General features: G+C 70.2%; 20 protein-coding genes. 15 read left to right on the forward strand and 5 right to left on the reverse strand.

The genetic code is table 11. The annotated features are described in order from the left end of the window. Window positions 1-91: 91 nt before the first annotated feature. A complete protein-coding gene (locus AXW62_RS04230) occupies window positions 92-859 on the reverse strand; it encodes an IclR family transcriptional regulator (RefSeq protein WP_060943300.1) in 768 nt (255 codons plus the stop codon). 237 nt (window positions 860-1096) lie between these two features. Here AXW62_RS04230 and metH point away from each other — a divergent pair, with 237 nt between their 5' ends. The 3 genes from metH (at window position 1097) to AXW62_RS04245 (ending at window position 7383) form a co-directional block, all read left to right on the forward strand. Then, window positions 1097-4603, forward strand: a complete 3507-nt coding sequence (metH, locus tag AXW62_RS04235) for a methionine synthase (protein WP_060943301.1) — start codon at window positions 1097-1099, stop codon at window positions 4601-4603. Between the two features lie 143 nt (window positions 4604-4746). Next, window positions 4747-5448, forward strand: coding sequence for an HAD family hydrolase (locus tag AXW62_RS04240; RefSeq protein ID WP_060943302.1), 702 nt, complete (start codon window positions 4747-4749; stop codon window positions 5446-5448). Between the two features lie 336 nt (window positions 5449-5784). Further along, entirely contained in the window at window positions 5785-7383 is a 1599-nt protein-coding gene (locus tag AXW62_RS04245; protein ID WP_079079552.1) for an ABC transporter substrate-binding protein, read from the forward strand. 211 nt (window positions 7384-7594) lie between these two features. Here the strand turns inward: AXW62_RS04245 and AXW62_RS04250 are convergent, their stop codons facing one another. Further along, window positions 7595-8266: a response regulator gene (locus AXW62_RS04250; protein WP_009719179.1), complete on the reverse strand. Its 672-nt coding sequence runs from the start codon at window positions 8264-8266 to the stop codon at window positions 7595-7597. A gap of 178 nt (window positions 8267-8444) precedes the next feature. Next, on the reverse strand, window positions 8445-9377 hold the full coding sequence (locus AXW62_RS04255) for a RecB family exonuclease (protein ID WP_030839208.1): 933 nt from the start codon (window positions 9375-9377) through the stop codon (window positions 8445-8447). An 83-nt stretch (window positions 9378-9460) separates the two neighbouring features. Here AXW62_RS04255 and AXW62_RS04260 point away from each other — a divergent pair, with 83 nt between their 5' ends. From AXW62_RS04260 to AXW62_RS04270, 3 genes are all read left to right on the forward strand, one after another. After that, the gene (locus tag AXW62_RS04260; RefSeq protein ID WP_060943303.1) at window positions 9461-10714 is read left to right on the forward strand and encodes a site-2 protease family protein; all 1254 of its coding nucleotides are present in this window, start codon (window positions 9461-9463) and stop codon (window positions 10712-10714) included. A 49-nt stretch (window positions 10715-10763) separates the two neighbouring features. After that, the gene (locus tag AXW62_RS04265) at window positions 10764-11741 is read left to right on the forward strand and encodes a tRNA (adenine-N1)-methyltransferase (protein ID WP_060943304.1); all 978 of its coding nucleotides are present in this window, start codon (window positions 10764-10766) and stop codon (window positions 11739-11741) included. A gap of 115 nt (window positions 11742-11856) precedes the next feature. After that, on the forward strand, window positions 11857-12486 hold the full coding sequence (locus AXW62_RS04270) for a hypothetical protein (RefSeq protein WP_102865515.1): 630 nt from the start codon (window positions 11857-11859) through the stop codon (window positions 12484-12486). 18 nt (window positions 12487-12504) lie between these two features. Here the strand turns inward: AXW62_RS04270 and AXW62_RS04275 are convergent, their stop codons facing one another. Further along, entirely contained in the window at window positions 12505-12828 is a 324-nt protein-coding gene (locus tag AXW62_RS04275) for a ferredoxin (RefSeq protein ID WP_030839219.1), read from the reverse strand. 224 nt (window positions 12829-13052) lie between these two features. Here AXW62_RS04275 and arc point away from each other — a divergent pair, with 224 nt between their 5' ends. The 5 genes from arc (at window position 13053) to prcA (ending at window position 18727) form a co-directional block, all read left to right on the forward strand. Further along, a complete protein-coding gene (gene arc, locus AXW62_RS04280) occupies window positions 13053-14819 on the forward strand; it encodes a proteasome ATPase (RefSeq protein ID WP_030839221.1) in 1767 nt (588 codons plus the stop codon). A 268-nt stretch (window positions 14820-15087) separates the two neighbouring features. After that, window positions 15088-16599, forward strand: coding sequence for a depupylase/deamidase Dop (dop, locus tag AXW62_RS04285; protein ID WP_078962248.1), 1512 nt, complete (start codon window positions 15088-15090; stop codon window positions 16597-16599). Between the two features lie 136 nt (window positions 16600-16735). After that, window positions 16736-16954, forward strand: a complete 219-nt coding sequence (locus AXW62_RS04290; protein ID WP_059148607.1) for a ubiquitin-like protein Pup — start codon at window positions 16736-16738, stop codon at window positions 16952-16954. A gap of 113 nt (window positions 16955-17067) precedes the next feature. Then, entirely contained in the window at window positions 17068-17913 is an 846-nt protein-coding gene (prcB, locus tag AXW62_RS04295; protein ID WP_060943305.1) for a proteasome subunit beta, read from the forward strand. Window positions 17914-17965: 52 nt separating this feature from the next. After that, on the forward strand, window positions 17966-18727 hold the full coding sequence (gene prcA, locus AXW62_RS04300) for a proteasome subunit alpha (protein ID WP_079115467.1): 762 nt from the start codon (window positions 17966-17968) through the stop codon (window positions 18725-18727). A 507-nt stretch (window positions 18728-19234) separates the two neighbouring features. Here prcA and AXW62_RS04305 read toward each other — a convergent pair. Then, the gene (locus tag AXW62_RS04305) at window positions 19235-20215 is read right to left on the reverse strand and encodes a LacI family DNA-binding transcriptional regulator (protein WP_107406220.1); all 981 of its coding nucleotides are present in this window, start codon (window positions 20213-20215) and stop codon (window positions 19235-19237) included. Window positions 20216-20561: 346 nt separating this feature from the next. Between AXW62_RS04305 and AXW62_RS04310 the strand changes: the two genes are divergently transcribed. The 4 genes from AXW62_RS04310 (at window position 20562) to AXW62_RS04325 (ending at window position 24739) form a co-directional block, all read left to right on the forward strand. Next, window positions 20562-21845, forward strand: coding sequence for an MFS transporter (locus tag AXW62_RS04310; protein ID WP_060943307.1), 1284 nt, complete (start codon window positions 20562-20564; stop codon window positions 21843-21845). A gap of 9 nt (window positions 21846-21854) precedes the next feature. Continuing rightward, entirely contained in the window at window positions 21855-23216 is a 1362-nt protein-coding gene (gene pafA / locus AXW62_RS04315) for a Pup--protein ligase (protein ID WP_030839241.1), read from the forward strand. Between the two features lie 113 nt (window positions 23217-23329). Next, window positions 23330-24325, forward strand: coding sequence for an FKBP-type peptidyl-prolyl cis-trans isomerase (locus AXW62_RS04320; RefSeq protein WP_030839244.1), 996 nt, complete (start codon window positions 23330-23332; stop codon window positions 24323-24325). 39 nt (window positions 24326-24364) lie between these two features. Continuing rightward, window positions 24365-24739, forward strand: coding sequence for an FKBP-type peptidyl-prolyl cis-trans isomerase (locus AXW62_RS04325; RefSeq protein WP_060943308.1), 375 nt, complete (start codon window positions 24365-24367; stop codon window positions 24737-24739). Window positions 24740-24766 lie beyond the last annotated feature (27 nt).

Here is a 24766-nt window from a genome sequence, read left to right on the forward strand (position 1 = left end):
TGATGAAGCAGGTCATGCGGGGACATGGGGGCAGATCGGTCCCGGTCGGCACGATTCGGCCCGCGCCGCGCGATGTGATCCCGGACACGGTTCAGAAGCGGCGCAGCGCGCCCAGGTCCCGGGAGACCGCGCGGGCGCAGTCCCGTACGGCGGCCACCAGATCCGAGCGCAGCTCCCCGTCGGCGCACACCCGCTCGACCGCGCCCGTGATCCCCACCGCGCCCACCGGCAGCCGGCGCCGGTCGTGGATGGGCGCCGCGACCGACGCCACCCCCTCCCAGGTCTCCTCCACGTCGGAGCCCCAGCCGCGCGCCCGGGTCAGGTCCAGCACGTCCTCGAACTCGCTCGCCCCGGTCACCGTGCGGGGGGTGAACGCCTTGCGCTCGGCCTCGGTCACCTCGCTGTGGGCGACCGGGTCGTACGCGGAGAGCACCTTGCCCAGGGCCGTGGAGTGCAGCGGGTGCATCGCGCCGACCTCCAGTACCTGGCGGCTGTCGTCCGGCCGGAAGACATGGTGGACGATCAGCACGCCCTGCTGGTGCAGTACCCCCAGGTACACGCTCTCGCCGCTGGAGCGGGCCAGGTCGTCCGTCCACACCAGGGCGCGGGCGCGCAGCTCGTGCACGTCCAGGTAGCTGTTGCCCAGGCGCAGCAGCTCCGCGCCGAGCTGGTAGCGGCCGGACGCGTCGTCCTGCTCGACGAAACCCTCCTGCTGCAGGGTGCGCAGGATGCCGTGCGCGGTGCCCTTGGCCAGCCCCAGGGTGGAGGCGATGTCGGACAGTCCCAGACGTCGCTCACCACCGGCGAGCAGGCGTAGCATCGCGGCGGCGCGCTCCAACGACTGGATGTTCCGGGCCATCGCCAACCTCCTGACTGCGGTTCGACAATGCTGAACACTATCGGTCCATGTCGACCCCGCGGTACCGCAGTCCACCCGTCGGCGGCCGACGGTCCGCCCACAGACCTCCGGGCCCGCTCTCATCCCGGCTGATGGAACGGCCACCGGAGAATGACCACTGGCGGCTACCCTGGCGTGGTGCGCCCTCCCCAGCGGGGGCGCAAAGCCGACAGCCGTCGCACTCCAGGGAGCACATCCATGGCCTCGCACACGCCAACGCCCACATCCGCCGCCCGAGCCGAAGCGCTCCGCGAAGCGCTGGCCACCCGCGTGGTGGTCGCCGACGGCGCGATGGGGACGATGCTCCAGGCCCAGGAGCCCAGTCTCGACGACTTCCAGCAGCTCGAGGGCTGCAACGAGATCCTCAACATCACCCGCCCGGACATCGTCCGCTCCGTCCACGAGGCGTACTACGCCGCCGGTGTGGACTGCGTCGAGACCAACACCTTCGGCGCCAACCACGCGGCGCTCGGCGAGTACGACATCTCCCACCGCGTCCACGAGCTCTCCGAGGCCGGCGCCCGGATCGCCCGCGAGGTCGCCGACGAGTTCGCCGCCGACGGACGGCAGCGCTGGGTGCTGGGCTCGATGGGCCCCGGCACCAAGCTGCCCACCCTCGGCCACGCCCCCTACACCACGCTGCGCGACGCCTACCAGGCCAACGCCGAAGGCATGATCACCGGCGGTGCCGACGCCCTGCTGGTGGAGACCACCCAGGACCTGCTGCAGACCAAGGCCGCGGTTCTCGGCGCCCGCCGCGCCCTGGACGCCACCGGCGCCGACCTCCCCGTGATCTGCTCGGTCACCGTCGAGACCACCGGCACCATGCTGCTCGGCTCCGAGATCGGCGCGGCGCTCACCGCGCTGGAGCCGCTCGGCATCGACATGATCGGCCTGAACTGCGCCACCGGCCCGGCCGAGATGAGCGAGCACCTGCGCTATCTGGCCCGCCACTCCCGGATCCCGCTGTCCTGCATGCCCAACGCGGGCCTCCCGGTGCTGGGCAAGGACGGCGCCCACTACCCCCTCACCCCGGGCGAGCTGGCCGACGCCCAGGAGACGTTCGTCCGCGAGTACGGACTCTCCCTGGTCGGCGGCTGCTGCGGGACCACGCCCGAGCATCTGCGCCAGGTGGTCGAGCGGGTCCGCCGGCTGACCCCGGCCGAGCGCGCTCCGCGCCCCGAGCCCGGCGCCGCCTCGCTCTACCAGACCGTGCCGTTCCGCCAGGACACCTCGTACCTGGCGATCGGCGAGCGCACCAACGCCAACGGTTCCAGGAAGTTCCGCGAGGCCATGCTGGAGGGCCGCTGGGACGACTGCGTGGAGATGGCCCGGGACCAGATCCGCGAGGGCGCCCATCTGCTCGACCTGTGCGTGGACTACGTCGGCCGGGACGGCGTCGCGGACATGGAGGAGCTGGCCGGGCGGTTCGCCACCGCCTCCACCCTCCCCATCGTCCTGGACTCCACCGAGGTCGACGTCATCCGGGCCGGTCTGGAGAAGCTCGGCGGACGCGCGGTCATCAACTCCGTCAACTACGAGGACGGCGACGGCCCCGAGTCGCGGTTCGCCAAGGTCACCCGGCTCGCCCAGGAGCACGGCGCCGCCCTGATCGCGCTGACCATCGACGAGGAGGGCCAGGCCCGTACGCCGGAGAAGAAGGTGGAGATCGCCGAGCGGCTGATCGCCGACCTGACCGGCAACTGGGGCATCCGCGAGGAGGACATCCTCATCGACTGCCTGACCTTCACCATCTGCACCGGTCAGGAGGAGTCCCGCAAGGACGGCATCGCCACCATCGAGGCGATCCGCGAGCTCAAGCGGCGCCACCCGGACGTCCAGACCACACTGGGCCTGTCGAACATCTCCTTCGGCCTGAACCCGGCCGCCCGGATCGTGCTCAACTCGGTCTTCCTCGACGAATGCGTCAAGGCGGGCCTGGACTCGGCGATCGTGCACGCCTCCAAGATCCTTCCGATCGCGCGGTTCGACGAGGAGCAGGTCACCGCCGCGCTGGACCTGATCTACGACCGCCGCTCCGAGGGCTACGACCCGCTGCAGGAGCTGATGCGGCTCTTCGAGGGCGCCACGGCCACATCGCTCAGGGCGGGCAAGGCCGAGGAGCTGGCCGCGCTGCCCCTGGACGAGCGCCTCAAGCGGCGCATCATCGACGGCGAGCGCAACGGCCTGGAGGCCGACCTCGACGAGGCCCTCCAGGAGCGCCCCGCCCTCGACATCGTCAACGAGACGCTGCTGGACGGCATGAAGGTGGTCGGCGAACTGTTCGGCTCCGGCCAGATGCAGCTGCCGTTCGTCCTCCAGTCCGCCGAGGTCATGAAGACCGCGGTCGCCCACCTCGAACCGCACATGGAGAAGTCGGACGACGAGGGCAAGGGCACCATCGTGCTCGCCACCGTCCGCGGCGACGTCCATGACATCGGCAAGAACCTCGTGGACATCATCCTGTCCAACAACGGCTACAACGTGGTCAACCTGGGCATCAAGCAGCCGGTCTCCGCGATCCTGGAGGCCGCCGAGGAGCACCGGGCCGACGTGATCGGCATGTCCGGGCTGCTGGTGAAGTCCACGGTGATCATGAAGGAGAACCTGGAGGAGCTCAACCAGCGCAAGCTGGCCGCCCGGTACCCCGTCATCCTCGGCGGCGCCGCGCTCACCCGCGCCTATGTCGAGCAGGACCTGCACGAGATCTACGAAGGCGAGGTGCGCTACGCCCGCGACGCCTTCGAGGGGCTGCGGCTGATGGACGCCCTCATCGCCGTCAAGCGGGGCGTGCCCGGCGCCACCCTCCCCGAGCTCCGGCAGCGCCGCGTCCCCCAGCGCGCCGCCCAGGTGCGGGAGCCGGAGCCGGAGGAGGGTCCGGCGCGCTCCGACGTGGCCACCGACAACCCCGTCCCCACCCCGCCGTTCTGGGGCACCCGCGTCGTCAAGGGCATCCAGCAGGCCGACTACGCCTCCTGGCTGGACGAGGGGGCGCTGTTCAAGGGGCAGTGGGGGCTCAAGCAGTCCCGCACCGGCGAGGGGCCCGGCTACGAGGAGCTGGTGGAGCGCGAGGGGCGGCCCCGGCTGCGCGGCTGGCTGGACCGGCTGCACACGGAGAACCTGCTGGAGGCGGCCGTCGTCTACGGCTACTTCCCGTGCGTCTCCAAGGGCGACGACCTGGTCCTGCTGAACGAGGACGGCAGCGAGCGGACCCGCTTCACCTTCCCGCGTCAGCGCCGCGGCCGCCGGCTGTGCCTGGCCGACTTCTTCCGGCCCGAGGAGTCCGGTGAGACCGATGTGGTCGGGCTGCAGGTGGTGACCGTCGGCTCGAAGATCGGCGAGGCCACCGCCGAGCTGTTCGCCTCCGACTCCTACCGCGACTACCTGGAGCTGCACGGGCTGTCCGTCCAGCTGGCGGAGGCGCTGGCCGAGTACTGGCACGCCCGGGTCCGCGCCGAGCTGGGCTTCTCCGGGGAGGACCCGGGGCGGATGGAGGACATGTTCGCGCTGAAGTACCGGGGCGCGCGGTTCTCGCTGGGCTACGGCGCCTGCCCCGACCTGGAGGACCGGGCGAAGATCGCCGACCTGCTGGAACCCGAGCGGATCGGGGTGAAGCTCTCGGAGGAGTTCCAGCTCCACCCCGAGCAGTCCACGGACGCCATCGTGATCCACCATCCGGAGGCGAAGTACTTCAACGCCCGCTAGGACGGCCGTACCGGGCCGCCTTGCGGCGGTCATGAGGCGCGGCGGCACGGTGCGACGTAGACTGGTCGATCCGGTAGAGGCCGGTCGCCTTCCCGTCAGCGGAAGGGGGCCGGCCTTCGTGCCCCTTATCCGGAGGTGTTTGGATGACCAGCAGCATCCCCGCCGTCGACACCCGTACGGCCGAAGGCTCGGCTCTGCAAGCCGTTCTCCTCGACATGGACGGCACCTTGGTCGACACCGAGGGCATCTGGTGGGACGCGGAGGTCGCCATCTTCGCCGAGCTCGGCCACGCGCTCGTCGAGGAGTACCGCCACGTCGTCGTCGGCGGCCCGATGTCGCGCAGCGCCCAGTTCCTGATCGAGGCCACCGGCGCCGACATCGCCCTCGCCGAGCTCACCGGCCTGCTCAACAGCCGCTTCACCGAACTGCTCGACGGCACCGTGCCGATGCTGCCCGGCGCCCGCCGGCTGCTCACCGAGCTGGCCGCGCACGGCGTGCCCACCGCCCTGGTCTCCGCCTCCCACCGGCGCGTGATGGACCGGATCCTGCGCTCGCTCGGCCCGGAGCACTTCACCCTGACGGTCGCGGGCGACGAGATCGAGCGGACCAAACCGCATCCGGACCCGTATCTGTTCGCCGCGGCCCAGCTGGCCGCCGATCCGGGGCGGTGCGTGGTCATCGAGGACACCGCCACGGGTGTGCGGGCCGGGGAGGCGGCCGGGTGCCGGGTGGTCGCGGTGCCGTCCGTGGTGCCGATCGAGCCTGCGGCGGGACGTACGGTCGTCGGTTCGCTCGAAGAAGTCGATCTCCCTTTTCTGCGTACTCTGGTCACTGCAATGCACTGAACGCGCACCGAGCGTATTTCTGCACATTGCAAACTGAATAGTGCGCGTTTATTTTCACGTTCTGTTGGCGACACCGGAACGTGATGTTTGTCACTGCATATGCCGTGGACGAGTGCGGCGGATGCGTGTCCCGTGCCCCGTCTGGGCGATTTGGGTGAGCCCATGTGTCCGGATTGGTGGCATGCCATACGAATCGCGACGGCGTCCGGATATCGGGCGAGGGGCGCTCGTTATCCGGGCGTGATATCGCCTCAACTTCGTTGTGTCTGAGCATCACTGGCACCGCGGACTAATCTCGTCGCGAGTAGCTGATCGATGGCAGGGAGACTCCCGACAATGACGCGCAAGTCGCTGGTGCTGCCGGCCGTGGCCGGCCTCCTCATCTCCACGCTCGCCGCGTGCGGTGGTACCGACGGCTCGGGCTCGGACGGCAAGACGATCGTCCTGGGCAGCACGGACCGCATAGAGGCGTCGAAGGTGGCGCCCGCGCCGCTGGACCCCGCCCTGGCATACGACTTCGCCTCCTGGAGCGTGCTCCACAACACCTTCCAGACGCTGATGAGACTGCCCCGCTCGGGAACCGAGCCGATACCCGACGCGGCGGAGAAGTGCGGCTTCCAGGACAGACGGAGCGAGCAGTACCGCTGCACCCTGCGCAGCGGGCTGAAGTTCTCCAACGGCCACGATCTGACCTCCGAGGACGTCAAGTTCTCCCTGGACCGGGTGCTGCGCATCGACGACCCCAACGGCACCAAGTCCCTGCTGTCCAACGTGGACAAGATCGAAACCCCCAGCGACCGCGACATCGTCATCCACCTCTCCCAGCCGGACGCGACCTTCCCGTCCAAGCTCACCACCCCGGCCGCCGCGATCCTGGACAGCGAGGTCTACAAGCCCGACGCGCTGCGCAAGGGCTTCGAGATGACGGGCTCGGGGCCGTACAGCGCCAAGACCGAGGTGCGCGACAACCGGCTGGTGAAGGTGGTCTTCACCAAGAACCCCCACTACAAGGGCGATGTGAAGCCGAAGTCCGACAAGGCGGAGATGCGTTTCTACGAATCCGCCTCGGCCATGGAACAGGCGCTGGCCAAGGGCGACATCGACGTGGTCCACCGCGGCTTCTCGCCCGACCAGATCGACAAGCTCAACAAGGGCGAGGTCGAGGGCGTCCGCCTCTTCGAGTCCTCCGGCCAGGGCATCCGCTACCTGGTCTTCAACACCACCAATCCGACGGTCAAGGACAAGGCGGTCCGGCAGGCCATCGCCCGTGTCGTGGACCGCCAGGCGCTGGTGCGCGATGTGTACAAGCGGACCGCCGAGCCCCTCTACTCGTTGATCCCCACGAGCATCCCCTCGCACATCAACTCGTTCCACAACGAGTACGGCGACCCGGACCCCGCCGCCGCCCGGAGCGTGCTGCGCGACGCGGGCATCAGCACCCCGGTGAAGCTGACGCTGACCTACACCACCGACCACTACGGCCCCGAGACGGCCGCGGAGTTCAAGGAGCTGCGCAAGCAGCTCAACGCCAGCGGACTCTTCTCCGTCACGATCAAGGGCTACCCGTGGCGGGAGTTCCGCCCCGCGCTCATCAAGCGCCAGTACTCCGCCTCCGGGATGGGCTGGTTCCCCGACTTCCCGGACCCCGACAGCTACACCGCCCCGTTCCTCACCAAGGACAACTGGCTCAACTCGCCCTACCGCAACAGCACCGTCCAGGACGAGCTGATCCCCAAGACCCGGCAGGAGGCCCAGCGCAGCCTCGCCGAGAAGGACTTCCAGTCCATCCAGAACGCCGTCGCCGGCGATGTGCCCTATCTGCCGCTGTGGCAGGGCAACACCTACGTGGCCGCCCGCGGGAACGTCACCGGCGCCGAGTACGCCTTCGACTCCTCGACCATGCTCCAGCTGTGGGAGCTCGGCAAGAGCGACTGACGGCGGCGTACGGCGCCGCGGTGGCAGGACATGCGCTGGGCGGTGGCCCGGAACGACAGCTCCGGGCCACCGGTGGACGCCGGTCGGCCGGCTCCTCGACGGTCTTCCGCTCCGGGGAGACCGGCCACACGCCCGCGGGCCGGCCGCCGACTGTCCGGCCGGGTACGGCGGTCCGCGCCTGTCCGGGTACGGTGGTCCGCCCCCGGTGGCGCTACTGCGCGCCGGGGCGGACCAGCCCGCTCTCGTACGCGTAGACGGCGGCCTGGACCCGGTCGCGCAGCCCCAGCTTGGTCAGCACATGGCCCACATGCGTCTTGACCGTGGTCTCGCTGACGAACAGATCCGCGGCGATCTCCGCGTTGGACAGCCCCCGGGCCACCAGCTTCAGCACCTCGACCTCACGCTCGGTCAGCGTGTGCAGGGTGTCCGGCACCGGCTCCTCGCCCGACGGCAGATGCCCGGCGTACTTGTCGAGCAGCCTGCGGGTGATACTGGGCGCCAGCATCGCCTCACCCGCCGCCACCACGCGGATGGCCTGCACCAGCTCGGTGGCCGGCGCGTCCTTCAGCAGAAACCCGCTGGCCCCGGCGCGCAGCGCCTCCACCACGTACTCGTCCAGGTCGAAGGTGGTCAGCACCAGCACCTTGGCCGGGCCGTCCCGCCCCGGACCGGTGATCTGACGGGTCGCCTCCACGCCGTCCATCCGCGGCATGCGGATGTCCATCAGGACCACATCGGGCTGCAGCGCCCGCACCTGGTCGAGTGCCTGCAGACCGTCCCCCGCCTCGCCGACGACCGCCAGATCCTGCTCCGCCTCCAGGATCATCCGGAAGCCGGTGCGCAGCAGCGGTTGGTCGTCGACCAGTAGGACACGGATCGCCACGGGGATCTCCTTCGCTAGACCGCGTCCATTCTGCCCGCCCGTCACCCACCACCACCCTCAGGGGGCGCTGCGCGACGCTCTCCTTCGCCCGTCGCCCACCGCCACCCTCAGGGGGCGCTGCGCGACGCTCTTCTGTGCCCGTCCGCCCACCACAGCCCTCAGGGGGCGCCGGGCGGCCTCAATTCCCGGGTGCGGCGACCGCCAGTGGATACGGCGGTGGCGTACCGCCGAATTCCGGACAGTGTGCCTGGTGGTCGCACCAGCCGCAGAGCCTGGTCTGCCGCGGGACGAAGGCGCCGGTCTCCGTGGCCAGCCGGATCGCCTCCCACAGGGCCAGCACCTTGCGCTCCACGGCCCGCAGATCCCGCTCGTCCGGGTCGTACGTCAGCACATCGCCGCTGCCCAGATAGACCAGCTGGAGCCGCCGCGGGATCACCCCGCGCAGCCGCCACAGCACCAGGGCGTAGAACTTCATCTGGAACAGGGCCTCGCCCGCGTACTGCGGGGCAGGGGCCTTACCTGTCTTGTAGTCCACGATCCGTACATCACCTGTCGGAGCGATGTCGATCCGGTCGATGATCCCGCGCAGCGTCAGCCCGGATTCGAGCTCCGCCTCCACGAACAGCTCCCGCTCCGCGGGCTCCAGCCGGGTCGGATCCTCCAGCGAGAACCACTGCTCCACCAGCGTCTGAGCCCCCGCCAGCCACTCCGCCAGCCGCTCCGGCGCCGCGGCGCCGCCCTCCTCCTGGAACAGCTCCGCCAGCTCCGGCCTGGCCGCCAGCAGCCGCTCCCACTCGTCCGGCACCATCGCCCTGGCCCGCGGCGCGGTGCGCTCGGCGGCCGGCGCGTCGAAGAGCCGCTCCAGCACCGCGTGGACCACCGTGCCGCGGGTGGCCGCCGGGCTGGGCTTCTCCGGCAGTTTGTCGATCACTCGGAAGCGGTAGAGCAACGGGCACCGCATGAAATCGGCCGCCCGTGACGGCGACAGCGAGGCGGCGCGGCCGGACGTGCGGGCTCCGTCCGCCGATTCGGCCTTCCCGGTGGTGGTTCCCGTGGTGGTTCCCATGGCGAAGACCCTACGACCCGCCACCGACAGCCGGACGCATACCATCGACGTCCGAGCCCCTCGCACTGCATGATCGTGGGGACCGTACCAAAAAAGGGGTGCGACCGAGCATCCGACGAGGGGACACCGTGGACAACAGCGGGCAGCGGCAGTCCGACAACGGGGAATCGGACCGCGCGACCGAGCCCGAGGGCGGTAAGCAACAGCCGCGCCCGCGCGAGGCGGGCGGCGGCTTCCTCATGGGCCGGCCATTCGGCGTGCCCGTCTACGTCTCGCCCAGCTGGTTCCTGGTCGCCGCCCTCATCACCTGGGTCTTCGGCGGCCAGCTCGACCGGGTGCTGCCCGAGCTCGGTGCCGCGCGCTATCTGGTCTCGCTCTTCTTCGCGGTGGCCTTCTACGCCTCCGTCCTGGTGCACGAGCTGGCCCACACCGTGGCCGCGCTCCGCTTCAAGCTGCCGGTGCGCCGGATCCAGCTGCAGTTCTTCGGCGGGGTCTCGGAGATCGAGAAGGAGACCGAGACCCCCGGCCGGGAATTCGTGCTCGCCTTCGTCGGCCCGCTGCTCTCGCTGGTCCTCTCCGGCCTGTTCTACCTGGGCATGCTGTTCGTGGAGCCCGACACGGTGCCGGGGGTGCTGCTCGCCGGCCTGATGATCTCCAATCTGATCGTGGCCGCGTTCAACCTGCTGCCCGGGCTGCCGCTGGATGGCGGGCGGATGCTGCGCGCCGTCGTCTGGAAGCTCAGCGGCAAGCCCATGACCGGGACCGTCGCCGCCGCCTGGAGCGGCCGCGCGCTCGCCGTGGCGGTGCTCGTCGGGCTGCCGCTGCTCACCCAGGCGGGCGGGCTCGGCGAGGAGCCCCAGAGCTTCGGCAGCGTCGACTCGCTCACCGACGCCCTGCTGGCCGCCATACTCGCCGCGATCATCTGGACCGGCGCGGGCAACAGTCTGCGCATGGCCCGGCTGCGGGAGCGGCTGCCGGACCTGCGCGCCCGTACGCTCACCCGGCGCGCCGTCCCGGTGGCGGCCGACACCCCGCTCTCGGAGGCGCTGCGCCGGGCGAACGAGGCCGGGGCCCGCGCCCTGGTCGTGGTGGACGGCCACGGCACCCCGACCGCCGTGGTGCGCGAGGCGGCCATCGTGGGGATCCCCGAGCACCGCCGTCCCTGGGTCGCGGTCAGCGGGCTCGCCCAGGACCTGAAGGACGGTATGCGGGTCTCCGCCGAGCTCACCGGCGAGGATCTGCTGGACACCCTGCGGGCCACCCCCGCCACCGAGTACCTGGTGGTCGAGGAGACGGGGGAGATCTACGGAGTGCTGTCCACGGCCGATGTCGAGCGCGCCTTCGTGGCGGCCATGGCCAGGACCCCCGCGCGCCCCTCCTGAGCCCCCGGGCGTGGTCCGGGCAGGGCGAGTCGCCCGGTAGGCTGTTCACATGTCCGAACCGACCGGTGCCGCCCGCCGTCGCGGGCCCTTCCAGGTCGGGGACCAGGTCCAGCTCACCGACCCCAAGGGACGCCACTACACCTTCACGCTCGAGGCCGGGAAGAACTTCCACACCCACAAGGGATCCTTCCCCCATGACGAGCTGATCGGCGCCCCCGAGGGAACCGTCGTGCGTACCACGGGAAACGTCGCGTATCTCGCGCTGCGTCCCCTGCTCCCCGACTATGTTCTGTCCATGCCACGCGGTGCCGCCGTGGTCTACCCCAAGGACGCGGGGCAGATCCTGGCGATGGCCGACATCTTCCCCGGCGCACGTGTCGTCGAGGCGGGCGTCGGCTCCGGCTCGCTCTCCACCTTCCTGCTGCGGGCCATCGGCGACCAGGGCATGCTGCACTCCTACGAGCGCCGGGCCGACTTCGCCGAGATCGCCTCCCAGAACGTCGAGCGCTACTTCGGCGCCCCGCACCCCGCCTGGCGGCTCACCGTCGGCGACCTCCAGGACAACCTCAGCGACACCGACGTGGACCGCGTGATCCTGGACATGCTCGCCCCCTGGGAGTGCCTGGAGCCGGTGTCCAAGGCGCTCGTCCCCGGCGGCATCCTGTGCGCGTACGTCGCCACCACCACCCAGCTCGCCCGCACCGTGGAGGCCATCCGCGAGCACGGCACCTTCAACGAGCCGTCGGCCTGGGAGACCATGGTGCGCACCTGGCACGTCGAGGGCCTGGCGGTACGGCCCGACCACCGCATGATCGGCCACACCGGCTTCCTGCTCACCGCCCGCCGGCTCGCGGACGGAGTGGAGCCACCGATGCGCCGCCGCAGGCCCGCCAAGGGGGCCTACGGCGAGGACTACGTGGGCTGGGGCACGGCCAAGGACGCCGCCAAGGACACCGGCGCGGCGGACGCCCCGGGAGGCGGCCAGGGCGCCTCCGGCGGCCGGCAGGCCCCCTCCGGCGACGCCTGACGGCCACCCGCGGCCACCCCCGCGGACACCGTTGCGGCACCCGCGCCGCAACGGCCCGGCGCGGTCGCCGAATTCCGCCGGAAGCGGTGGCCGCGCCCCTGCGGGATGTGGCACGATGCGGGACATCTCCCGCCCCAGCTCTTACCTGGAGTCGTCCCGCGTGCAGCCCCTGGGCCCGGATCTCGCGCACACCCGTCCCCGTCCGGTGCACTGGGTCGCGACCGCGGCCGCCGTGGCCGCCGTCATCGCCGGGGCGTCGGTCCTGGAGCCCTCCGGCGCCAAGGCCACCACGGCCACCAGCGCCTCCGCGCCGCGGACCGGCGGGCTTCCGGCCGCGAAGGCCCCCGACCCGCGCACCGCGGACTATCCGGTGGACTGCGGACGGGCCCGGCCCGACGTCACCGACCGGGCCTCGGCGGACCTGGACGGGGACGGGCGGCCCGAGACCGTCGCCGTGGTGCGCTGCCCATCGGCGTTCGGTACCCCGCCCAGCGGCGTCTATGTGCTCTCCCAGCCGGCCCGCGCGGGCGCCGCGCCCCGCGTGGTGGCCACGTTCGTCGATCCGAAGGAAGGGATGAGCGTCCGCGATTTCGCGGTGCGCGGAACGCGGGTTTCGGCCACCTTGCTGGGGTATTCGTCGGCGGATGTCCCGCGCTGCTGCCCGGATCTGCAGCGCAAGGTCAACTGGCAGTGGCGGGACGGCAAGTTCGCGCTGACGGCGTCGCCGGTTCCGGGGAGTGTGTGAGCGGTCGCTCGCGCTGTGTCACTCCGCGTCGGGGCCGTACACCTCGACCCGGTCGGTCACGCGCCGTACATGGATGCAGTCGCCGGGGCATTCCTTCGCGGAATCCCGGACCTCGGTCAGCAGCGCCGCCGGTACCGGGGTGGTCGCGCCCTTCTCCTGGAGCAGCTCATCATCGGCGCTCTTGACGTAGGCTAGACCGTCGATGTCGAGTTCGAAGACCTCGGGAGCGTACTGGGCGCAGATGCCGTCGCCGGTGCACAGGTCCTGGTCAATCCAGACTTCAAGATCGCCGAGCTCCTCGTTCCGCACAGTGTGCTCCCTGCCGTTCCTTCGATACGCCATTCAACATTGTCCAAATATCGCCAACCCTGACGGGTGTTGACCGTGTCGACGATACAACCGGTCGCTTTCCGATGTTGTTGGGTGGGTATTCACCTGGCGTGAGGGAGTGCGCAAGGGTGAAGATCGGACACACGCCGACCGGGTTTGTGATCTAGGGGTTTCAACCCGCACCGGCCCAGGTAGGGTCAGGAAGCGTCCAGCTCCCCTTGGAGGAGGTGAGGACCGTGGCAGCCCACGACGACGACATCAACCGCGGCATCCGGCCGGGGCGGGGGTCTGACGACCCTGCCGGCCAGGTTGCCTATCTCGAGCAGGAAATCGCCGTCCTGCGCCGCAAGCTCGCCGACTCTCCGCGTCATACGAGGATTCTCGAAGAGCGGATCGTCGAGCTGCAGACCAATCTGGCGGGAGTGTCCGCACAGAACGAGCGGCTCGCGAACACACTCCGTGAGGCCCGCGACCAGATCGTGGCCCTCAAGGAGGAGGTCGACCGGCTCGCGCAGCCGCCGGCCGGTTTCGGTGCCTTTCTGCAGGCGAACGAGGACGGTACGGCCGACATCTTTACCGGGGGCCGTAAACTCCGGGTGAATGTCAGCCCAAGTGTCGAGCTCGACGACCTCAAGCGTGGCCAGGAGGTCATGCTCAACGAGGCGCTCAACGTGGTCGAGGCCATGGAGTTCGAGCGCGCCGGGGACATCGTCACCCTCAAGGAGGTCCTTGAGGACGGCGAGCGAGCCCTGGTGATCGGGCACACCGACGAGGAGCGAGTGGTGCGGCTGGCCGAGCCGCTGCTGAGCACCACCATCCGCCCCGGTGACGCCCTGCTGCTCGAGCCCCGGTCCGGCTACGTCTACGAGGTGGTCCCGAAGAGCGAGGTCGAGGAGCTCGTCCTCGAAGAGGTTCCGGACATCGACTACAACAAGATCGGCGGTCTGGGAAACCAGATCGAGCTGATCCGCGACGCGGTCGAGCTCCCCTACCTGTACCCGGACCTCTTCAAGGAGCACGAACTGCGGCCGCCCAAGGGTGTGCTGCTGTACGGCCCGCCCGGCTGCGGCAAGACACTGATCGCCAAGGCCGTGGCCAACTCCCTTGCCAAGAAGGTCGCCGAGGTGACCGGGAAGCCCGCGGGGAAGAGCTTCTTCCTCAACATCAAGGGCCCCGAGCTGCTCAACAAGTACGTCGGTGAGACGGAGCGGCACATCCGGCTGGTCTTCCAGCGGGCCCGGGAGAAGGCCAGCGAGGGCACCCCCGTCATCGTCTTCTTCGACGAGATGGACTCGCTCTTCCGCACCCGCGGCTCCGGGGTCAGCTCGGACGTGGAGAACACCATCGTCCCCCAGCTGCTCTCCGAGATCGACGGTGTGGAGGGCCTGGAGAATGTGATCGTCATCGGTGCCTCCAACCGCGAGGACATGATCGACCCGGCGATCCTGCGCCCCGGCCGCCTCGATGTGAAGATCAAGATCGAGCGTCCGGACGCCGAGGCCGCGAAGGACATCTTCTCGAAGTACCTGACGGAGTCCCTGCCGATCCACGCGGACGACCTCACCGAGCACGGTGGGTCCCCGAAGGCCGCGATCGGCGGAATGATCCAGTCGGTGGTCGAGCAGATGTACACCGAATCCGAGGAGAACCGCTTCCTGGAGGTCACCTACGCCAACGGCGACAAGGAAGTCCTCTACTTCAAGGACTTCAACTCCGGCGCCATGATCCAGAACATCGTGGACCGGGCCAAGAAGATGGCGATCAAGGACTTCCTGGACCACAACCAAAAGGGCCTCCGCGTCTCCCATCTGCTCGCCGCCTGCGTGGACGAGTTCAAGGAGAACGAGGACCTGCCCAACACCACCAACCCGGACGACTGGGCCCGGATCTCCGGTAAGAAGGGCGAGCGGATCGTCTACATCCGTACCCTGGTCACCGGAAAGCAGGGCGCGGACACCGGACGCTCCATCGACACGGTGGCGAACACCGGTCAGTACCTGTAACACCGCGGTCCGGCTGCGGATGTCCTGGACGGGGCATCCGCAGCCGGATGCGCTTTTCGGACCGCATTCTTCGTATGAGTCCTATGAGTCCTATGAGCCCGACCGGAGCAATGACTGAAATGATCTCCGCAGCACCGCTTGGCCGTTCTAGGCTCTTCGGTACCGCACTGTCGCGGCATGGGGGATCGAGGGCCGCGCACGGACCGGAAGCGCAGCGGTACTTGAGCGCCGACCCCGCCCGGGGGCGGCGCCGGGCAAGGAGGGCCGCATGACCGTACGGCGCGTAATGGGAATCGAGACGGAGTACGGAATCTCCGTCCCGGGGCACCCGAACGCCAATGCCATGCTCACCTCATCCCAGGTGGTCAACGCCTACGCGGCGGCGATGCACCGGGCGCGTCGCGCCCGCTGGGACTTCGAGGAGGAGAATCCGCTGCGGGACGCCCGCGGCTTCGACCTCGCACGCGAGTCGGCCGACGCCAGCCAGCTCACGGACGAGGACATCGGCCTGGCCAATGTGATCCTCACCAATGGCGCGCGGCTCTACGTGGACCACGCCCATCCCGAGTACTCCGCCCCCGAGGTCACCAACCCCCGGGACGCGGTGCTCTGGGACAAGGCGGGCGAGCGGATCATGGCCGAGGCCGCGCTGCGCGCGGCCGAGCTGCCCGGCGGCCAGCCCATCCACCTCTACAAGAACAACACCGACAACAAGGGTGCCTCCTACGGCACGCATGAGAACTACCTGATGAAGCGGGAGACCGCCTTCTCGGACATCGTGCGCCACCTGACGCCCTTCTTCGTCTCCCGCCAGGTGGTCGCGGGCGCCGGCCGGGTCGGCATCGGCCAGGACGGCCATGAGCACGGCTTCCAGATCAGCCAGCGGGCCGACTACTTCGAGGTCGAGGTCGGTCTGGAGACCACCCTCAAGCGCCCGATCATCAACACCCGGGACGAGCCGCACGCCGACGCCGAGAAGTACCGCCGGCTCCACGTGATCATCGGGGACGCCAACCTCTCCGAGCTCTCGACCTACCTCAAGCTCGGCACCACCGCCCTGGTGCTGTCGATGATCGAGGACGGCTTCATCGCCGTGGACCTCGCGGTGGACCAGCCGGTGCGCACCCTGCACCAGGTCTCCCACGACCCGACCCTGCGCCGTCTGGTCACGCTGCGCAGCGGCCGCACACTGACCGCGGTGCAGCTCCAGATGGAGTACTTCGAGCTCGCCCGCAAATACGTCGAGGACCGCTTCGGCGCGGACGCCGACGAGCAGACCCGGGACGTCCTGACCCGCTGGGAGGACGTGCTGAACCGGCTGGAGCGCGATCCCATGAGCCTGTCCGGCGAGCTGGACTGGATCGCCAAGCGGGAGCTGCTCGAGGGCTACCGCCGCCGTGACGCCCTGGAGTGGGACGCCGCCCGGCTCCATCTGGTGGACCTGCAGTACGCCGACGTACGCCCGGACAAGGGTCTGTACAACCGTCTGGTGGCCCGCGGCAAGATGAAGCGGCTGCTGGACGACCAGGATGTCGCGCGTGCTCAGAACAAGCCCCCGGAGGACACCCGCGCCTACTTCCGCGGCCGCTGCCTGGAGCAGTACGCGGACGACGTCGCCGCGGCCTCCTGGGATTCGGTGATCTTCGACCTGCCGGGTCGTGACTCCCTGCAGCGGGTCCCCACGCTGGAGCCGCTGCGCGGCACCCGCAACCACGTCAAGGAGTTGCTGGACCGCTGCCGCACGGCCGAGGACCTGGTCCGGGTGCTGTCCGGCGGCTGAAATGCCCTTGGGCCGGGAATCATCGAGGTGGCCTCCGTGCGTTGTAGCGAGTGGGAGGCCGATGTCGGACCCGGATTGTAGGGTCTGATCTTGAGACCGATCGAAATCAGCGGGCGAACCGAGCGGGGTGAGGGAAATGGCGACCAAGGACACCGGCGGCGGGCAGCAGAAGGCGTCGCGCTCGACCGAGGAGGTCGAGGAGCAGGCGCAGGACGCGCAGGCCGCGGAGGATCTCAAGGAGCGGCAGGAGAAGCTCTCGGACGACGTCGACTCCGTGCTGGACGAGATCGACGACGTGCTCGAGGAGAACGCCGAGGATTTCGTGAGGTCCTTCGTCCAGAAGGGCGGCCAGTAAGGCGCGTCTTCCCCGTCCTGCGTCCCCCTCGGAAGGAAGGGGACGCAGGACGGATGACTTCCATGGCCAGGGGTATGGTCCGTGCAGTATCAAGATCTGGTGGAAGGAAACGTGTGGAAGCCAACACTCGTAGCACAGGGCGTCTGCCGGCTGCCTTCCTGACGCCCGGCTCCTCGTCGTTCATGGACTTCCTGGGTGAGCACTCGCCCGAGCTGCTGCCGGGGAACCGACCGCTGCCCCCGGTGCAGGGCGCCATCGAGGCCCCCCACGGCACGACGATCGTGGCGGTGACGTTCCCCGGCGGCGTGGTGCTCGCCGGTGACCGCCGCGCCACCATGGGGAACGTCATCGCGCAGCGTGACATCGAGAAGGTCTTCCCCGCCGACGAGTACTCGGCCGTGGGGATCGCGGGGACCGCCGGTATCGCCGTGGAGATGGTCAAGCTCTTCCAGCTCGAGCTGGAGCACTTCGAGAAGGTCGAGGGCACCGTGCTCTCGCTCGAGGGCAAGGCGAACCGGCTGTCGACCATGATCCGCGGCAACCTCGGCATGGCCATGCAGGGCCTCGCCGTGGTCCCGCTCTTCGCGGGGTGGGACGTCGACCGGGAGAAGGGCCGTATCTTCTCCTACGACGTGACCGGCGGGCGTTCGGAGGAGCGCGGCTATGCCGTCACCGGCTCGGGTTCGATGTTCGCCCGGGGCGCGCTCAAGAAGCTGTACCGCGAGGATCTGAGCGAGGAGCAGGCCGCGACCGCCGTGCTCCAGGCGCTCTATGACGCCGCCGACGACGATTCGGCGACCGGTGGCCCGGATCTCGCCCGCCGCATTTTCCCGATCATCACCTCCATCACCGAAGACGGTTTCAGGAGGTTCGGCGAGGACGAGGTGGCCGAGCTCGCCCGCGCCATCCACGAACGGCGGCTCGAAGAGCCGGACGGCCCCCGCGCCGCCCTGCTCTGAGAGGACGGTCGACCGGAATGCATTCGCCAATGACAGAAGGGACGGACAGCCGGTGACGACGCCGTTCTATGTTTCTCCTCAGCAGGCCATGGCCGACCGCGCCGAATACGCCCGCAAGGGCATCGCACGCGGGCGCAGCGTGGTCGTGCTGCAGTACGCCGACGGCATCGTCTTCGTTGCGGAGAACCCGTCCCGCGCACTGCACAAGGTCAGCGAGATCTACGACCGGATCGCCTTCGCGGCGGTCGGCAAGTACAACGAATTCGAGAATCTGCGCATCGGCGGTGTCCGTTACGCCGATCTGCGCGGCTATACCTATGACCGTGAGGATGTCACGGCCCGCGGGCTGGCCAATGTCTACGCCCAGACCCTGGGCACGATCTTCTCCAGCGCCGCGGAGAAGCCGTACGAGGTCGAGCTGATCGTCGCCGAGGTCGGGGAGGGCCCCGAGGACGACCAGATCTACCGCCTTCCGCACGACGGCTCCATCGTGGACGAGCACGGATCGGTCGCCGTCGGCGGCAACGCCGACCAGATCAGCAGCTATCTCGACCAGCACCACCGGGACGGCCTGACCCTCGCCGAAGCGCTCAAGCTGGCCGTCGACTCGCTCTCCCGGGACAACAACGGCGGTGAGCGCAGCCTCACCGCGGAGCAGCTCGAGGTCGCGGTCCTGGACCGCACCCGGCCGCAGAAGCGCAAGTTCAAGCGCGTTCTGGGCCGCCAGCTCTCCCGGCTCCTGGAGCCGGAAGAGGGCGCGGCGGGCTCGGAGTCGGAGACGGAATCCTCCGGGACCGAGGAGTCCGACGGCTGAGCCACGCGCCGCCGATCGTCCCGCCACCGCCGCCCCGGGCCACCGGGGCGGCGGTGGGCGTTTTGGATCCGTGCAGGCCCCGCACGGGCTGAGCGCCGCGCCCTGGAACGAGCCGCTCACGTCCGGGCCCCGGCGACGCAGGGGTGGCGTGGGCTCCTCATGGTGGGTGTGGAGGTGTGGGCGTTCTGGCTCACGCTGGGGGCCGGGGCTGGCCGGGGTCGGGGCGCTCTCGGTGGTGCGGTGTGGCGGCCGGTGTCCCGGTCATGCTGCAGGTGGCTCCGGGGCGTCGTGCTGTGTGGGTGGTGGGGGTTTGGCAGCGCGGTCGGTGCGTGTGGGGGCGTGGGCGTTCTGGTCCACGCCCGGCCCGGGCCGGCCGGGGTCGGGGCGCTCCCGGCGGCGCGGTGTGGTGCGTGGGGCGGCGGCCGGAAGGCGTGCCGGTCCCGCGGGCGCGTCCGTAGCGGGCCGCGGGGCGGGTCCCGCTGAGCGCGGCGGTGGCCCCCGGGCCGGTCAGTTCCGTGGGGGCGGGGCCGTGGAGCCCCTGGGGACCAGTTCGACGGGCAGCACGGTGTCCTGGGGAGTGCTGCCCTCCAGGAGCGTCATCAGGGCCCGCATACCGGCCGCTCCCACCGCCTCCGCGGGCAGCCGGACCGTGGTCAGCTCCGGTTCCACCGCCGTGGCCAGGGCCAGGTCGTCGAAACCGGTCACCGAGACGTCGTCCGGGACCCGCAGCCCCAGCCGCCGGGCCGCCTTGCAGGCGCCCGCGGCCAGGATGTCGTCGTCGCAGAACAGGGCGGTCGGCCGGCGGCCGGGGCGGGCGAGGACGCGCTCGGCGGCCCGGCGGCCCTCCTCGACGCTCAGCCCCGCGGGTTCCGTGCACAAGGCGGCGCCCGGGACCCCGGCCACCGCCTCGGCCAGGGCCCGGGCGCGGACGTGGAAGGTCCAGGAGTCCACCGCCGCCGCGAGATGGGCCACCCGGCGGTGTCCGAGGGCCAGCAGATGCCCCGCCGTCTGCCGCGCCCCGTCCGCGATGTCGAGGTTGACCGTGGCCGCCGCCGCGGCGTCGTCCGGGTCGCTGTCGAGCATCACCAGCGGCAGGCCGCCGACGCGCACCAGGGTCAGCGCGTCGGCCGCCATGGAGGAGGCGATCACCCCGTCGAGCGAGGCGCGTGCCGAGTCGAACGGGTCCCGGGCCGGGCCCACGCCCTCGGGCGACGGATAGAGCACCACGCCGAAGCCGTGGTCGGCGGCGACCCGCTCGGCGCCGGTGTAGACGCGGGCGAAGAACTCGGTGGTCAGGGCGGGCACCACCAGCAGCACGGTCCTGGTGCGGCCCAGGCGGAGGCTGCGGGCCGCGAGATTGGGGCGGTAGCCCAGATCGCGGGCGGCGGCGCGCACGGTCTCGGCGGTGCGCTCGGAGACCCGTCCGGGCCACTTGTCCCCGAGCACCAGGGACACGGTGGCCTGAGACACGCCCGCCGCCCGCGCCACGTCCCGGCTCGTCACCCGGCCCGCCACCGGGCGGCCCGGAGCCGCTCCGGCACCGTCCGGGCCCTCGCGCCGCGCGGGCTCACCCGTCCGGCCGGACCCCGGGGCACCCTTCCCGGCGGGTCTGTCCGCCGGGCGGGCGCGGCCCGCGCTCGCCACCATCCGCCTTCCGCTCCCTCCGCCGCCGGGTCCGTCGCCCCCGGCTGCTCGATTCCGGCCCGCGAGTGGACCCGCGGTGGCGGCCATGGTACGTATGACGCCGACGGTTATACGTACAACGTCGCACCCGACCCGCGACAACCCGGGACGAACCGCGACCACCACAGGAATCCGCAGGAAGGGGCAGGCAATGGCGGCTGGCTACGGGGAACTGCTGCGCACCCGGCATGCGGCACGGCTGCTCGTCGGCACGCTCCTGGGACGGCTCCCGAACGCCACCGCCGCCCTCGCGGTACTGCTCTTCGCCCGCGCCGAGGGCGGCAGCTACGCCCTCGCCGGGGCGCTGTCGGCCGTCTACGGCGCGGCCAACGCGGTGGGCCAGCCGCTGCTGGGCCGGGCCGTGGACCGCTTCGGGCAGCCGCGGGTGATGCTCCCCGCCGCCGTGGCCTCCGCGCTGGGCATGGTCCTGTTCGCCGTCGTCGGGCTGGATCCGCTGCCCGTGGCGTACGCCGCGATGCTCATCGCCGGTCTGTTCACCCCGCCGCTGGAAGGCGGGCTGCGGGCGCTGTGGCCCTCGGTGCTGCGGCACGAGGACCAGGTGCACGCGGCCTACGCGCTGGACGCCGTGGCCCAGGAGGTGATGTTCTCCGTCGGCCCGCTGCTGGTCACCCTCGTGGTGGCCGTATGGTCCGAGGCGGCCGCGCTGCTGGTCATCAACGCCGTCGGGGTCGTCGGCGCGCTGTCCGTCGTCGTCTCGCCGCCCTCCCGGCGGTGGCGCTCCGCACCGCGCGAGGCGCACTGGCTGGGCGCGCTGCGTTCGCCCGGCCTGCTGGTGCTGCTCGGCTCGTTCTTCTTCATCGGGCTCGCCCTCGGCGCGATCGCGGTGGCCTCGGTGGCGTACGCCGACGAGCACGGCGGCGGCATGGTCTCCAGCGCGCTGCTGTCCGCCCTCGGCGCGGGCGCGCTGGCCGGCGGCATCGTCTACGGGGCCCGTAGCCGGCCCGGCGCGCCCGAACGGCGGCTGCGGCTGCTGGTGGCCGCGCTGGCGCTCGGCTATCTGCCGCTCGTGCTGGTGCCGGGCGTGGCCCTGATGACCGTGCTGGCGGGGGTGGCGGGCGTGTTCCTGGCCCCGGCGCTGGCCTGCGCGTTCGTCGTGGTGGACCGCCACGCGCCGTCCGGCACGGTCACCGAGGCGTTCTCCTGGCTGGTGACCACCTTCGTGGTGGGCAACGCGGTCGGCACCGCCGTGGCGGGGCCCGCGGTCCAGTTCGGCGGGGCGGTGTCCGGATTCGCGGTGCCGGCGGCCGGTGGAGCGGCCGCGCTGGCGGTGCTGCTGACCGCCCAGCGGTTCCTCCTGGACGGCCCGCGCCCGGCCCCGCGGCCGACCGAACGGCGAACACCGGATGAACCCTGTGCGGAAAATGATCGCAACCATGCCGTCGAACCCGGTTTCAGACCACGCCATCAGGCGTAATGTTCAGGCATGGACCGCCGCATTTTCGGGCTGGAGAACGAGTACGGCGTCACGTGCACATTCAGGGGACAGCGCCGGTTGTCTCCTGACGAAGTGGCGCGGTACCTCTTCCGCCGTGTCGTCTCCTGGGGCCGCAGCAGCAATGTCTTCCTGCGCAACGGCGCCCGCCTCTATCTCGACGTGGGCTCGCACCCGGAATACGCAACCCCCGAGTGCGACAACGTGACCGAGCTGGTCACGCACGACAAGGCCGGCGAGCGCATTCTCGAGGGTCTGCTCGTGGACGCGGAGCGCCGCCTGCACGAGGAGGGAATCGCGGGCGACGTCTATCTGTTCAAGAACAACACCGACTCCGCGGGCAACTCCTACGGTTGCCACGAGAACTATCTGGTGGCGCGGCACGGGGAGTTCTCCCGGCTCGCCGACATTCTCATTCCGTTCCTGGTGACGCGGCAGCTGCTGTGCGGCGCGGGCAAGGTCCTCCAGACCCCGCGCGGTGCGGTCTACTGCGTCAGCCAGCGCGCCGAGCACATCTGGGAGGGCGTCAGCTCCGCGACGACCCGCTCCCGGCCGATCATCAACACCCGCGACGAACCGCACGCCGACGCGGAGCGCTACCGCCGGCTGCACGTCATCGTGGGCGACTCCAACATGTCCGAGACCACCATGCTGCTCAAGGTCGGCGCCACCGACCTGGTGCTCCGCATGATCGAGGCGGGCACGGTGATGCGCGACCTGACCCTGGAGAACCCCATCCGGGCCATCCGCGAGGTCAGCCATGACATCACCGGGCAGCGCAAGGTGCGGCTCGCCAGCGGGCGCGAGGCGTCCGCCCTGGAGGTGCAGCAGGAGTACTACGAGAAGGCCGTCGACTTCTGCGAGCGCCGTGGCATCCGCACCGGCATGGTCGAGCGCGTCCTGGAACTGTGGGGCCGCACCCTGGAAGCGATCCGCACCGAGGAGCTCGACCGGATCGGCACCGAGATCGACTGGGTGATGAAGTACAAGCTCATCGAGCGGTACCGGGCCAAGAACAACATCACCATGTCGCATCCGCGGATCGCCCAGATAGACCTCGCCTACCACGACATCCACCGCCGCCGCGGGCTGTACTACCTGCTGGAGAAGCGCGGCCAGGCGGCCCGGGTCTGCAACGACGTGAAAATCTTCGAGGGCAAGTCGGTGCCACCGCAGACCACCCGCGCCCGGCTGCGCGGCGACTTCATCCGCCGGGCCCAGGAGCAGCGCCGCGACTTCACCGTCGACTGGGTGCATCTGAAGCTCAATGACCAGGCACAGCGCACCGTGCTGTGCAAGGACCCGTTCCGTTCGGTCGACGACCGGGTGGAGAAACTCATCGCCGGTATGTGACCGGCGTACGGCTTACCTTGGCCGCGGGCCCCGTGCGTTCTCCGGACGGGGCCCGCGCCACGTCGTAGAGTGGCGCGCACTGGCCATCGCAAGATCTACCTAACGAGGACTCCGTGCGCCGACGCTCCGTACTCCTTGCCGTGCCCGCGAGCCTGCTCACGCTCGCGGGCTGCGGTGACGAAAAATCAGGGTCCGCCAAGAGCAAGCCGTCCCCGGAGCCCACGAGCCAGAGTCCCTCACCGGCCCCCAGCGGCAAGATCGTCTCCGGGCCGGTGCCGGCCATTACCGCTGGTAAGAAGTTCGGTGAGAAACCGAAGGTCGCCAAGGGCACGGGGAAGCCGTCGAGCGATCTCGCGGTCAAGACGATCAGCCAGGGAAACGGCAGGAAGACGGTCAAGGGCGACTGGCTCCAGATCAACTATCTGGCGCAGATCTGGGACACCGGGAAGGTCATCGACAACACCTTCGACAAGAAGAAGACCGCCGCCTTCCCGGTGGGCCAGGGCCAGGTCCTCCCGGGCTGGGACCAGGGGCTGCTGGGCCGGCATGTCGGCAGCCGGCTGGAGCTGGCCGTCCCGCCCGCGTACGCCTACGGCAAGCAGGGCCAGCCGCAGGCCGGTATCAAGGGCACCGACACGCTGGTCTTCGTCGTCGACATCGTGAACGCCTACGATGCCAAGAGCTCGGCCAAGGGCCGCAAGGTGGAGCAGACCGACGCCGATCTGCCGAAGGTGTCCGCCAACACCGACGGCAAGGCCCCCACCATCACCATCCCCAAGAAGTCCGCGCCGAAGAAGCTGGTCTCGGAGTACGTCATCGAGGGCGACGGCAAGGCGGTCAAGAAGACCGACGCCCTGCTCGTCCAGTACAAGGGCGTGCTGTGGGACGGCGGCAAGGAGTTCGACTCCACCTACAAGCGCGGTCAGCTCGCCCAGTTCTCGCTCCAGCAGGTCGTCAAGGGCTGGTCGCAGGGGCTGACCGGCAAGAAGGTGGGCAGCCGGGTGATGATCGTCGTACCCCCGGACCTGGGCTACGGGAAGACGGCCCAGAAGGGCATCCCCGCCAACTCCACGCTGGTGTTCTCCGTGGACATCCTGGCGATTCTGTAGCCTGTGCGGGTTGCCCACAACGTCACAAGGAGCAATTTAGTGAGCATCGAGAAGCCCGAGGTGGACTTCCCGGGCGGCGAGCCGCCGGCCGACCTGGAGATCAAGGACATCTGGGAGGGCGACGGCCCCGCGGCCAAGGCCGGTGACAACATCGCCGTGCACTATGTGGGCGTGTCCTTCAGCACCGGCGAGGAGTTCGACGCGAGCTACAACCGCGGCACCCCGCTGCGGATCCAGCTCGGCGTGGGCCAGGTCATCCCCGGCTGGGACCAGGGCCTGCAGGGCATGAAGGTCGGCGGCCGCCGACAGCTGATCATTCCGCCGCACCTCGGTTACGGCGACCGGGGCGCCGGCGGCGGCCGGATCAAGCCGGGCGAAACGCTGATCTTCGTCTGCGATCTGATCTCCGTCTGAGACCGGCCTCCGGGACCGGCACCCGCC

Source organism: Streptomyces hygroscopicus subsp. hygroscopicus (genome assembly GCF_001553455.1).
Classification (GTDB): Bacteria; Actinomycetota; Actinomycetes; order Streptomycetales; family Streptomycetaceae; genus Streptomyces; species Streptomyces hygroscopicus.

What these genes read in the sequence shown, in the direction of transcription:
- AXW62_RS04240 (WP_060943302.1), top strand. Translation starts at nt 4,747, where the DNA reads ATGACCAGCAGCATCCCCGCCGTCGACACCCGTACGGCCGAAGGCTCG.
- AXW62_RS04310 (WP_060943307.1), top strand. Translation starts at nt 20,562, where the DNA reads ATGGCGGCTGGCTACGGGGAACTGCTGCGCACCCGGCATGCGGCACGG.
- AXW62_RS04270 (WP_102865515.1), top strand. Translation starts at nt 11,857, where the DNA reads ATGCGGGACATCTCCCGCCCCAGCTCTTACCTGGAGTCGTCCCGCGTG.
- metH (WP_060943301.1), top strand. Translation starts at nt 1,097, where the DNA reads ATGGCCTCGCACACGCCAACGCCCACATCCGCCGCCCGAGCCGAAGCG.
- AXW62_RS04275 (WP_030839219.1), bottom strand. Translation starts at nt 12,828, where the DNA reads ATGGCGTATCGAAGGAACGGCAGGGAGCACACTGTGCGGAACGAGGAG.
- AXW62_RS04265 (WP_060943304.1), top strand. Translation starts at nt 10,764, where the DNA reads ATGTCCGAACCGACCGGTGCCGCCCGCCGTCGCGGGCCCTTCCAGGTC.
- AXW62_RS04230 (WP_060943300.1), bottom strand. Translation starts at nt 859, where the DNA reads ATGGCCCGGAACATCCAGTCGTTGGAGCGCGCCGCCGCGATGCTACGC.
- dop (WP_078962248.1), top strand. Translation starts at nt 15,088, where the DNA reads ATGACCGTACGGCGCGTAATGGGAATCGAGACGGAGTACGGAATCTCC.
- pafA (WP_030839241.1), top strand. Translation starts at nt 21,855, where the DNA reads ATGGACCGCCGCATTTTCGGGCTGGAGAACGAGTACGGCGTCACGTGC.
- AXW62_RS04245 (WP_079079552.1), top strand. Translation starts at nt 5,785, where the DNA reads ATGACGCGCAAGTCGCTGGTGCTGCCGGCCGTGGCCGGCCTCCTCATC.
- AXW62_RS04290 (WP_059148607.1), top strand. Translation starts at nt 16,736, where the DNA reads ATGGCGACCAAGGACACCGGCGGCGGGCAGCAGAAGGCGTCGCGCTCG.
- AXW62_RS04255 (WP_030839208.1), bottom strand. Translation starts at nt 9,377, where the DNA reads ATGGTATGCGTCCGGCTGTCGGTGGCGGGTCGTAGGGTCTTCGCCATG.